This window comes from Aquabacterium sp., assembly GCF_004297345.1.
In the GTDB taxonomy this organism is placed as follows: domain Bacteria; phylum Pseudomonadota; class Gammaproteobacteria; order Burkholderiales; family Burkholderiaceae_C; genus Aquabacterium.
On record NZ_SCTN01000329.1, the window covers coordinates 15891 to 27733 of the forward strand.

Below are 11843 nucleotides of genomic sequence, written 5' to 3' on the forward strand. Positions count from 1 at the left end.
TTGCGCTGATAGGCTCGCCCGATGTCAATGCCCTTGAGGTGCTTCCCCGTTGGATGCATCGTGCCCCGACGACTTGATCCACTGGACAACCTGCCTGGCCATGCCTTTGGCCAGCTCTTGCTCCAGCACGAACACGTCCACCTCCAGCTCCTTTTCCAGCAAAGCCGCTTCGTCCTCACTGGCGCAATAGACCAGGATGCGAATGCCGACGTTGAGCTGCCTGGCCACATCCACCAACTGGTGAATGAGCACACTGTCTGGCAAGGTGATCACCAAGGCACCTGCACGGGCGATATGCGCCTGGATCAAGGTCGCAGGATCGGACAGATCACCCGTCACCGCCGGGATGTGGGCCTGACGCAAGCTTTCAACCACATCGCGCCCTTCGTCCACCACCACAAAGTTGACCTTCTGATCGTGCAGCATCGACGCCACCCGCTGCCCCACCTGCCCATATCCCACCAGCACCACCTGCCCATGCAGCTTGGATTGGTCTACGGTAGTGGGCAACTGTGCCAGCGGATCATCGCGGGCCTCCAGCCTTCGGGCCAGCGCCGAGTGCTCACGCGCCCAGTTCAACAATGGCGACAGCACACCAAAGAACCCGGCATTGGCCGCAATGGACACGATGGCTGCGGCCAATATCAGGCTTTGCCCTTCCTGCGGCAACAAGCCCAGCGACACACCCAGGCCTGCCAGGATGAAGGAAAACTCGCCAATCTGAGCCAGGCTGACACCCACTGTCAACGCCGTGTTGAGCGGATAGCGGAACAGCAGCACCAAGACCACGGCAGCCAGCGTCTTGCCCAGCAGAATCACGGCCACGGTCGCTGCCAGCTTGCCTGGCGCATGCCACAACACGGCAGGATCGAACAGCATGCCCACTGACACAAAGAACAGCACGGCAAAGGCATCCCGCAAGGGCAAGGATTCGTCAGCCGCACGATGGCTGAACTCGGACTCCTGCATCATCATGCCGGCGAAGAAGGCCCCCAGCGCGAATGACACGTCAAAGAGCTTGGCCGCGCCAAACGCCACGCCAACGGCAGAGGCCACCACGCTCAAAGTGAACAGCTCACGGGAGCCTGTGCGTGCCACCCACCACAGCATTTTGGGCAGCACGCGCCGCCCGATCAGCAACATCGTGGCGATGAAAGCCATGACCTTGGCGAGCGTCAGCATCAAGGACAACCACAGAGGCTGCGCCTGAGTGACCGTGCTGGCGGGCTTGTCCGTCAGCATCCCGGCCACGGCGGGCATCAACACGAGCACCAGCACCATGACCAGGTCTTCAACCACCAGCCAGCCAATGGCAATGCGCCCGTTGACGGTCTCGATCAGCCCCCTGGACTCCAAGGCCTTGAGTAACACGACCGTGCTGGCCACCGACAGACACAAACCAAACACCAGGGAAGCCCCAAGCCCCCATCCCCAGGCATGGGCCAAACCCAGCCCCATGGCCACGGCCACCACAATCTGCACCACGGCACCAGGGATGGCGATGCGCCGCACAGCCATCAGATCAGACAGCGAGAAGTGCAGGCCCACACCAAACATCAGCAACATCACGCCGATCTCGGCCAACTGGCCGGCCAGGTGCATGTCGGCCACGAAGCCCGGCGTGGCAGGCCCGATCACAACACCCGCCAGCAGATAGCCCACCAGAGGCGGCATCCGCAAGCGCGTAGCGGCATAGCCCAGCAACAAAGCCAGGCCAAAACCGGCGGCGATGGTCGAAATCAGGCTGACGTCATGGGGCATGCGGGTACGCTGATGAAGATCTGCAGCACATCGATTCTAGTGAGCTCTCACACGGTGGGTTGATCACCTTTCATTCTTGAGCTTTTCCAAATTGCACTACAGCGTATTCGGCAAGCGTACAGACGACTGAATCGCTAGCGTCAGATGGTCCGCATGAGCCAAATCTTGCTGATAGAGTGCCCCGCTATGAAGCTCTTGGTTGTGGACGATCACCCCCTTGTTCGGGCAGGCGTGGCCGGTGCGCTGCAGGGCCTGACTGCACAAGACCCCGTGCTTCAGGCCGGAGATGGCGTGGAGGCGCTGGCCTGCCTGGCAGCGCATGCCGATGTGTCGGCTGTCTTGCTGGATCTGCGCATGGCGGGTATGGCAGGGATGGCGCTGCTGTCGCAACTCAAGCGCCTGCACCCCGACATCCCGGCGCTGGTACTGTCCTCATCGGAAGACCCGGACGATGTGCGGCGGGTCCTGCAGGCAGGGGCACGAGGTTACTGCCCCAAGTCGGCGAACCCTGGCACCTTGATTGCGGCCCTGCAATTGGTGCTCAGTGGCGAAATCTATGTGCCGCCGTTCATGGCCATGGCCACCGAACTGCCCTCAGGCAGCGCATCGCCCGCGACGGGTGGGTTGACACCGCGCCAGTTGGAAGTGCTTCAGGCCTTGTGTCAGGGACAGTCCAATAAAGAGATCGCCCGCACCTTGGGCATGCAGGAGAAGACCGTCAAGGGACACGTCTCGGCCATCTTCAGATGCCTGAACGTTGTGCACCGTTTGCAGGCCGTTGAGGCCGCACGGGCTGCCGGCTTGATGGGCGACCCGCAGGCTGACGCAGCCAAGCACTGAGCGCAGCCGGCTCAAGCCGATGGCGCTACATCACCCGCAATGACCCGGGCAATGGCGTCTTGCAGATGCGCCTGTGTCACGGGCTTGTGCAGCAGCGGCAGGCCACTGGCTACCGCCTCGCGCAAGCGCTCGGGCCCCGTATCGCCGGTGATCAGGATCGCAGGCACGTCGTGGTTGAAGGCCTCTCGGATCTGCGCAATCGCCGTGACGCCATCTTCGCCATCGCTCAGACGCGAGTCGCACAACAGCAGTGATGGCGCCTGACGAAGATGCATCAGTTGCGGCATCAAGCCTTGCGCGCTGGCTGCCGTGTAGACCTCGCAGCCCCAGGCACTCAGCACGGTGCGCATGGCCAGCTGGATCGCCACGTTGTCGTCGATGACGATCACGACATCACCGGTCCGCAAGCCAACCTGGTTGATGGCCGATGGTTCAGCGCTTGGCACCGATGGCGAAGGTGCATCGGCCTCGTGCAGCGTCTGGGGCAAGTGCAGCACAAAGACGGTGCCACGCCCTGGCCTTGAGCGCAACACCAGCCGCAGTTCCAGCAAGCTGACCAGGCGCCGCACAATGGCCAACCCCAACCCCAGGCCTTGTTCAGGATCGCGCTCGGCATCATGCAGTTGCACGAACTCTTCAAACGCCTCTTCACGTCGACTGGGCGCAATGCCGCAGCCGGTGTCGGCCACGACCAGCTCCACCCGCCCGGCACGCACCCTTGCCCGGATCAGCACGCGGCCCTGCACGGTGTAGCGAATGGCGTTGGACAGCAGGTTGCGCAGCACCCGCTCCAACAAGATCGGGTCGGTGCGCACGAACAAGCCGACATCATCCGACAGGTTCGTGCGCAAGCTCAGGCCCTTGGCCTGCGCCAACACCGTGTGCTCCGCGCTGATGCGCGCCATGAGCGGCCGCAAGTCCACCTGCTGCCATTTGGGTTGCAGCAAGTTCGCATCCAGCTTGGAGATGTCCAGCAAGGCATTGAACATCGCGCCCAGGTTGTCCACGGCCGTGCCCACGTGCCCGAGGATCAGGTCGGACTGCGCTTTGGATGGGTTCTGCCGGAGCGCGCCCACAAACAGTGAGAGCGCATGAACGGGCTGGCGCAGATCGTGGCTGGCTGCCGCCAGAAAGCGGCTGCGTGACTGGCTCAGATTCACGGCCCTGTCTTTTTCTACTTTCAGGCTGGCGGTCAACGCCGTCATCTGATGGCCCTTGCGCACGGTCTCGATCAGCATGCGATGGAGCATGGTGGCAAAACGGGCACTGGCCAGAAAGTAAGCCCACAGAATCGCCGGCATGCCCCAGCCACCCAGGCCGCCATGCCAGAACGAGACGACGGTCACACCCACCACGCAGGGCACGGTGATGGCGTAGTAGGCCCGCAAGTGTCCATGCAAGGCATGCAGGCTCGAGCCCAGGATGGCCATGATCCCGATCAGGCCCATCATCCTTTGGGCATCGCTGCAGCCGGGCCAGAAGATCAGCACCCCCAGCGCCCAAAGCAGGCCGTTGATGAGCGACGTCCGAGTCGTCAGCCTGAGCCACTCAGGCGCATTGCCGGGCGTCAATGTACGCTGCCGCCAGGTCAGCCCCAGGTGGAGGTGGAACACGGCGTTGGCCACTTGCAAGCCCAGCCAGAGCCACATCAGGCCCGGTGACGCCGCGTCACGAAGAGCGGCCACAGACACCAGCACCCCCAGCAGATTAGCCAGAGTCATGCTGAGATCGTTGGCCCTCAGGCGTCGCGCCACATCGGTGATGACCTGCTTGTGAAGGTCTTGCTCGGCGGCTGTGGTGCTGGTGGCGTCGGACGGCATGAAGGGGCTCATCGAAGGGTCTCGGGACCAGGTCTTGGGACCAAGGTCCGATTGCGCCCGCGAGAAGGCCAGCAAACAATCGCGGCCATTACATCACGCCCTAGGGAATCCCTGATATGCCATCCATGAACCGACCCGGCGTCTGCGGGCCCTCTATCGCAGCGGCGCTGCTGACTGCACTGCTGTGCGGCCACGCCGCTGTGCATGCCAGCGAGACCATCGTTCAATTCGATGTCGACGAGCATGTGCCTCCTCCCAACGTCGCTGCGGAGCGCGACATCCTGACCGGCCAGTCTTTCACCACACCTGATTCGGGCAACTGGGATCACATCACGTTCAATTTTGTGGGCTATGACACGGGTCAGCCCATTGCCGAAGGCAGCCTCTATCTGTACAGCCAGTCGTATCCGAATGCGGCCACCTTTGGCGGCCCAAACCCGACACCGGTGCTCGTGGGCGTGGGCACGGCCAGCGAAACGGGCTCGGTCTACCTGTTCGATGCGGGCATCACCCTGCATGCCAACACGCAGTACTTCGCGCTGGCCGATATGCATGTCGGTGGCGCAAACGGGGTGCTGCAGACCAGGGGCGTGTTCGAGCCCGTGCTGTTTCCTCGTGACCCTCGCTATCCCGAGAAGCAGCTTTTACCGGGCGGCGCGATCATGAATGGCCTCACAAGCCAGTCCTTGTCGCGCTTGGGGCCTTTGCCCCCTCCGACGCTGAGCTGGTTCATGTCACCGCAAGCAGACAGGGCATTCAGGGTCGCAGGTGTGGCGACCGTGCCCGAACCCGAAGCCATCGGTTTGATGCTGGCTGGCCTGGGTGTGGTCGGCTTGGCATTTCGCACTCAATGCACACAACGCACTCAACGCACCAACTAAGCAGGCGCTGTAAATGAAAGTAGTATCTTGGAACGGATGGCGCGCGACGCTGTCGGCACTGTCTATCGTTGCAGGGCTGTCGGCCTGCGGAGGCGGCGGCACAGGCGATCCCGGCAGCGATGCGCTTGCCACCACACCGACTTCGACTGACACATCGACCGTTCCCCCAGCAACGGCAGCCTCGGTCTCGCGTTTTGCCTACGTGGTCAACGGCTCGGACAACACCGTGTCGATGTACACCGTGGACACCAGCACGGGCCTGTGGCATCCGCACGGCTACGTTGTCACCGGCGATCGGCCGACGTCGATCACGATCGACCCATCGGGCAAGTTCGCCTATGTGGCCAACTACTATGCCGCCAGCGTCTCGGTCTATGCCATCAACGCGCAATCGGGTGTCTTGAGCAAAGTGGGCGATGACGTGGCAACGGGCGAACGACCCAATGGCGTCACCATCGATGCCGCGGGTCGCTTTGCCTACGTGGTCAACAGCGACAGCGCGTCGGTGTCTACATTCGCCATCGATGCCAACTCGGGCATGCTGACCTCTGCGGGCGCCGACGTTCAGACGGATCGGTTGCCGAAGGACTTGATCTTGGGTCGTTCCGGGCGTTTTGCCTATCTGCTGCTCAGCGAAACCAAGGCCATCCGAACCTTTGCCATCGACGCCAGCACAGGTGCCTTGAGCAAGGTGGGTGATGACATCGCCTTGCTGGACGCCATCGCTGACATCGTCATGGACCCCAGCGGTCACTTCATCGAGGCTGCCCAAGCCAACACCGTCACATCCTTGCGGATTGATCCAGACACAGGTGGGCTGACGTCCCTGCCCAACGATACCCACACCGGGATCTATCCGGAAAGAACGACCCTCTCGCCATCGGGCAAGTACACCTACATGGTGGACAAGGATCGCAATGTGGTGATGGCCATGGCCCTGGACGCCAGCACAGGCACCTTGACCCAGATCGGCGCTAACCAGGCGACGGGCCAGGCCCCGGTGAACGTTCGCGTGGATGCTGCCGGGCAGTTCGCCTATGTCGCCAATGGGCTGGACAACACGGTCTCGGTGTTCAAGATCGACGCCAGCACAGGTGCATTGAGCCTGGTTGATACGGTTCGCACGCAGGGTGAGCCTGGTGCCATTACCATCGTGAGCGGCACCGCCGCTGTGCGCGTGACGCCCACCTACGCCTATGCCGCCAACATTTACGGCAACGCCGTCTCGGCCTACAGCATCGACGCCAGCACGGGTGCACTGACCCAGCTAGGTGCCGCCCCGACCGTCGCTCAACCCATGACGCTTGCCGTGGACCCGTTGGGCCGATTCGCCTACACCGCGAACACGGGCGACAGGAGCCTGTCTGCATTGCGCATCCACAGCGATGGCAGCCTGAGCAAAGTGGCTGACGTGTCCGATCCAGATGAGGCCCCTCATGCACTGACCATTGACCCGTCCGGTCGCTTTGTCTATGCGTACTACACCATGGCCAAGCAGACCAGGCTTTTTGCCATCGATGCCATCACGGGCGAGCTGACCTATGTGCGGCAGTACGACGCCATGGCAGCCCCAATCACCATGGATCCAAGCGGCAGGTTTGCCTACGTGGTCGATCACGCCAATGGACTGGTCTTGACCTATCAGATCGAACCGGCGTCAGGCGCTTTGAGCAAGGTCGATGAGCTTGCCATCAGCACCGCGTCGCACACCTTGTTCGTGGATGCCGCTGGGCGGTATGCGTACGTGACCGTTGACGGCTCCACCAAGCCATTGGTCTATCGGATCAATCCCGCGTCAGGCCTGCTCACGGCGGCACCAAGGACCGTCCAGGCGCCCACCCAGCTCTTCACGACCACCCGGTCCGTGAGCGTCGATCCACTGGGGCATTTTGTCTATGTGGCTTACGGCGCACAGGACACCGGCGTCGGGATTGCCACCTATGCGGTCAACGCCAACACAGGCGAGCTGACGCAGGTCGGCAATGTGAGCGCGACATACGGCCTCACACGCCCCATTCTTTCGATGGGAATGGACCCATCGGGGCGGTTCTTGTATGTCACCTTCCACAGCGCCGTCGCCAGCGACCGCCTCACTGCCTTGTCTCTATTCAGTGTCAACAGCAGTACAGGTGCCCTGACCAAGGTGGGCGATTTCAGCGGGGGCGATGACCTGCCTTCGGTGCAAATCATGGGTACCTTGCAGTAGGAGTTTGGTGACGACATGGGGGCACAGTCCTGGTGACAGGGCCCCTCATGGTCAATGTGCATCAATCCCATCAGACCCCGACTTTTCAGTGTGAACAGGTTGTGCACATGGACAAGGCTTACGCTGCTCCGTCAACTGGTATGCGGCTTTTGATCCAGACACAGACGTCACGAGATATCAGCGACGCCATGCCGTTGTTGGATCAAGCGGCCTGATTCATTGAACAACCATGGGGCCCCGTCAAGGCACTGGGCGCCGCGAACCGCCGCCCCATGCGCGCGCCACCGCCTGGCCCAGCGCCGCGCATTCGGCCGCCAACGCAACCTGGAAGCGCGCCACCAGCGGGTTGCCCGGCCGATGCGCCGGCCGCACCGCGAACACCCGGAACGGAATCTGGAATGCCAGCGGTCGCACCACGATGCCCGCGCCCTCGCCCGTCAGCGCCAGGGCGGTCAGCGGGTTGACGATGGCCAGCCCCAGGCCGTGGCGCACCATCGCGCAGACGGCCACCGCGTTGTCGGTCTCCACCGCCAGCCGGCGATCGACGCCGGCCTCGGAGAACACCTTGTCCACCCTTTGCCGGTAGCGGTCACGCGGGTGGAAGCTGACGAACGCATGGCCGGCGAAGTCGGAGGCCGCCAGCCGGCGCCGCGCCGCCAGCGGATGGCCGGCAGGCAGCACCGCCACCTCGTCGAGTTCCAGCAGCAGCGAGGCGTGCGCGCCGGCCAGCGCGCCGTCGTGCTCGGCCACGCCCAGATCATGCGCCTGCGCCGCCAGGCGCTCTTCCAGCAGCGGCGACTCGTACGGATTGACCGACACGCTGACGCCCGCGTGCGCCGCCTGGAAACGCGCGCAGGCGCCGGGCAGCAAGGCGTGCGCAAAAGCCGGCAGGCAGGCCAGCGACAACTGCCCCTGCGTGAACTGGCGCAGCCGCAGCGCGGTATCGGCCACGCGCTCCAGCCCGGCGTAGGAGCGCTGCACCTCCTCGAACAAGGCATACGCCTGCGCCGTGGGCTGCAGTCGCCCGCGCACGCGGTCGAACAGCGTCAGGCGCAGCAGCGATTCCATGCGCGACAGCTCGCGGCTGACGGTGGGCTGCGAGGTGGACAGCGCCGCGGCCGCACCGGTGACGCTGCCGGCGGTCATCACCGCGCGGAAGACCTCGACGTGGCGGTGGGTGAGTGAAGAGCGCATCCGCCAACCATATCAAATTTGTATGAGATTGCGAAATCAAAGTATTGGACGGATATGACTTCGGAGGGCACCATGGCGCCATGACGACGTTGCAACACCCCGCCCCCGCCACCTTCACGCCCGAACGCCTGCGTGCGCTGGCCGCCGCACACGCGACGCCGCTGTGGGTCTACGACGCGGGCACCATCCGCGCCCGCGCCCTGCGCCTGCGCCGGTTCGACACCGTGCGCTTCGCGCAGAAGGCCTGCTCCAACACGCACCTGCTACGGCTGATGCGGGGCCTGGGCGTACAGGTGGATGCGGTCTCTGGCGGCGAGATCGAGCGCGCGCTGCACGCCGGCTACGATGCCCGCGACGAACACGCCGGCATCGTGTTCACCGCCGACGTGATCGACCGCGCCACGCTGGCGCTGGTGGCCGCGCATGGCGTCCCGGTCAATGCCGGCTCTGTGGCGATGCTCGATCAGCTGGGCGCGCACCTGGGCCAGCACGCCGCCGGCCATCGCGTGTGGCTGCGCATCAACCCCGGCTTCGGCCACGGCCATAGCCGCAAGACCAACACCGGCGGCGAGCACAGCAAGCACGGCATCTGGCCGACCGACATCCCGGCCGCGCTGGAGGCCATCGCCCGCCACGGCCTGCGGCTGGTGGGCCTGCACATGCACATCGGCTCGGGCGTGGACTACGGCCACCTGGCGCAGGTGTGCGACGCGATGGTGCAGCACGTGCGCGAGGTCGTCGCGCGCGGCCACGACGTCAGTGCCATCTCGGCCGGCGGCGGGCTGTCCGTCCCCTACCGCGCCTGCGATGCCGTCGTCGACACCGACCACTACTTCAAGCTGTGGGACGACGCGCGCCGCCGCCTGGCCGACGAGCTGGGCCACCCGTTGCGACTGGAAATCGAGCCCGGCCGCTTCCTCGTCGCCGAGGCCGGTGTGCTGCTGGCCGAGGTGCGCGCCGTCAAGGACATGGGCGCCAACCACTTCGTGCTGTGCGACGCCGGCTTCAACGACATGGTGCGCCCCGCGATGTACGGCGGCCACCACGCGATCAGCCTCGTCGCGCGCGCGGACGCAGCCGGGCGGGACGCGCCGCGACCCAGCGTGGTCGCCGGCCCGCTGTGCGAATCGGGCGACGTGTTCACGCAGGACGCCGGCGGGGTGGTGCAAGCCCGCGCGCTGCCGCCGGCCGAAGTCGGCGACCTGCTGGTGTTCCACGACGCCGGGGCCTACGGCGCCTCGATGAGCTCCAACTACAACACGCGGCCGCTGGCAGCCGAGGTGCTGGTCGATGGCGACGTGTCGCGCCTGATCCGGCGGCGGCAGACTGTGGCGGAGCTGATCGCGCTCGAGGATGGAGCCCCACCGGCTCACTCGGCAGCATGACCACCGACTTGCAATGCAGCGTCAGGTTTCGGGCAGCCTAGTCGGCACAACGAAGGACAGCTCTGGGTCAATAGCTGCTGGCCGCATCCAGCCTCAAGCGGTCTGACGACTGCGCGTGCCAACTCGCGCCCGGATACAACCTGGCCCCTTTAAGGGGGAGTCATGCGCATGTGTTCGCCGATATGCTCGTGCCATGAATACATTCGCACCGATGCGCCGCGAAGACCGCCCCACGCCTGCCGAACGGCGCGCCTTCGCGGTCAGCCTGCTGCAGGCCGCAGGCCTGGGCTCGCTGGGAGCAGGCATCATTTTCTTCGTCGCGGCAAATTGGCCCATCTGGGGTTTGGCCGGGCGTTTCGGTTCGTTGGAGACAGGCCTCGTGCTCTGCATAGGGGTGGCGCTGCGTCAGCCTCCACCTTTGCGCACTGGGCAGGCCGCACTGCTTCTCGCAACGTTTTTGACCGGCGCCTTGCTCGCCTTGTTCGGCCAAAGCTACCAGACCGGTGCAGACGTTCACGAGCTTTTCTTCACCTGGGCGCTCCTCGCGTTGCCCTTCGCCGTCGCCGCACTGTCTGGGGCCGTTTGGGCGGTGTGGTGGGTCGTACTGGATGTCGGGCTCGCGCTGCTGTGCGGCGGCTTGGGGCTAGATCACTTCTTCTGGCGCTTTCTTGAAGGCTGGGGCCGCGACCGCGGCATGCTGCTGATGCTCCCGTGCCTGGTGAATCTGCTTGGCGCTGGCTTCTTTCCCTGGCTTCGGCGCTCTGCCTTTGCCAAGGCTGCGCCTTTGTGGCTGGTCCGCCTGCTGCTCACCATCGGCCTTGGCTACGGCGTTGCTGCATCCTTGCCCGACATGACTGAGCACGGCGAGGCCATCATCGGTTTGTACGCTTTGATCTCGATAGCGATTGCGGGCGCGACCCTGGCGCACCGCCTAGATGTGTTCCCGCTCACCGTGCTTGCTGGTTGCTGGATCGCGATCTCTACCGTTTGGATGGCGCACGCGATGGGGCTCAATGACGTCGGACAATTCTTCATCATCACGGTCTGGCTGACCGGCAGCTCAGCGGCGGCTGCAAAGTTGTTGATGCACTTGCTGCATCAGTGGCGAGATACGGCAGAGGGGGGCGCAGCGTCATGAACCACCTTGCAAACCTGGCGACCACACCTCGCCGACCTTTAGCGGTCAGCTTGCTGCTCGGCATCAGTGGTTGGGTTGCCGGTTGCTTCATGTTGATGCTTGTTGGGTTGTTGTTTCGTCCGGATACCGCCAGCCAGGCCGCCTTCTCTGGCGTGTTCTTGTTGGGGGCAGCCTGGGGACTGTTCAAGGCCGACAGCGATGGCACGCAGGTCTTTGTCGCACAACTTGCGCTGGCACTGTCTATCGCCGGGCAATGCCTGGTGTTGTTCGCCATGGCCAAAGACGCGCACGGCATGGCGCCGATATCGGGTGCCGCGCTGCTTCTTCAGAGCGTGCTGGCCCTCGTGATGCCGAACCGTCTACACCGCACGCTGTCTACGTTTTTCGCCTTGATCGCGTGGGCCTTGACCGTTCGCGTTGCCCTGTTTGGTGAGCCGGTTGACTGGTATCAGAGAGCCACGCCGCACGGCGCATCGCTGCCCGCAGCGCTCGCAGCTTGGATGCTGGTCTGGGTGCCTGTGGCCGCGCTGCTTTGGTCGGCCATCCGCAGCGAGGCGTCGTGGGCTGGGCGCAACTGGGGCCCAGCCTTGTCCTCGATCATCACAGGGCTGATTGGTG

9 protein-coding genes are annotated in these 11843 nt (G+C 64.2%); 6 read left to right on the top strand and 3 right to left on the bottom strand.

From position 1 onward, the window contains the following. Window positions 1-24: 24 nt before the first annotated feature. A complete protein-coding gene (locus EPO09_RS11825; RefSeq protein ID WP_290643319.1) occupies window positions 25-1761 on the bottom strand; it encodes a cation:proton antiporter in 1737 nt (578 codons plus the stop codon). A gap of 186 nt (window positions 1762-1947) precedes the next feature. On the opposite strand from EPO09_RS11825, the gene EPO09_RS11830 reads away from it, so the two are divergent. Continuing rightward, window positions 1948-2601, top strand: coding sequence for a response regulator transcription factor (locus EPO09_RS11830; RefSeq protein WP_290643321.1), 654 nt, complete (start codon window positions 1948-1950; stop codon window positions 2599-2601). Window positions 2602-2612: 11 nt separating this feature from the next. Here the strand turns inward: EPO09_RS11830 and EPO09_RS11835 are convergent, their stop codons facing one another. Next, window positions 2613-4421 carry an ATP-binding protein gene (locus EPO09_RS11835; protein WP_290643322.1) on the bottom strand — a complete coding sequence of 603 codons (1809 nt, stop codon included), beginning with the start codon at window positions 4419-4421 and terminating at the stop codon, window positions 2613-2615. 125 nt (window positions 4422-4546) lie between these two features. Here EPO09_RS11835 and EPO09_RS11840 point away from each other — a divergent pair, with 125 nt between their 5' ends. Beyond that, entirely contained in the window at window positions 4547-5302 is a 756-nt protein-coding gene (locus EPO09_RS11840) for a PEP-CTERM sorting domain-containing protein (protein ID WP_290643324.1), read from the top strand. Window positions 5303-5315: 13 nt separating this feature from the next. Beyond that, window positions 5316-7508, top strand: coding sequence for a beta-propeller fold lactonase family protein (locus EPO09_RS11845; RefSeq protein WP_290643325.1), 2193 nt, complete (start codon window positions 5316-5318; stop codon window positions 7506-7508). A 240-nt stretch (window positions 7509-7748) separates the two neighbouring features. Here the strand turns inward: EPO09_RS11845 and EPO09_RS11850 are convergent, their stop codons facing one another. Next, a complete protein-coding gene (locus EPO09_RS11850) occupies window positions 7749-8702 on the bottom strand; it encodes a LysR family transcriptional regulator (protein WP_290643326.1) in 954 nt (317 codons plus the stop codon). 80 nt (window positions 8703-8782) lie between these two features. Here EPO09_RS11850 and lysA point away from each other — a divergent pair, with 80 nt between their 5' ends. The 3 genes from lysA to EPO09_RS11865 all read left to right on the top strand — a co-directional run. Beyond that, window positions 8783-10087: a diaminopimelate decarboxylase gene (gene lysA / locus EPO09_RS11855; protein ID WP_290643327.1), complete on the top strand. Its 1305-nt coding sequence runs from the start codon at window positions 8783-8785 to the stop codon at window positions 10085-10087. A gap of 211 nt (window positions 10088-10298) precedes the next feature. Then, entirely contained in the window at window positions 10299-11225 is a 927-nt protein-coding gene (locus tag EPO09_RS11860) for a DUF2157 domain-containing protein (RefSeq protein WP_290643328.1), read from the top strand. Further along, the coding region (locus EPO09_RS11865) for a DUF4401 domain-containing protein (RefSeq protein ID WP_290643329.1) at window positions 11222-11843 on the top strand (622 nt) is incomplete at its 3' end. The genes EPO09_RS11860 and EPO09_RS11865, both read left to right, overlap by 4 nt.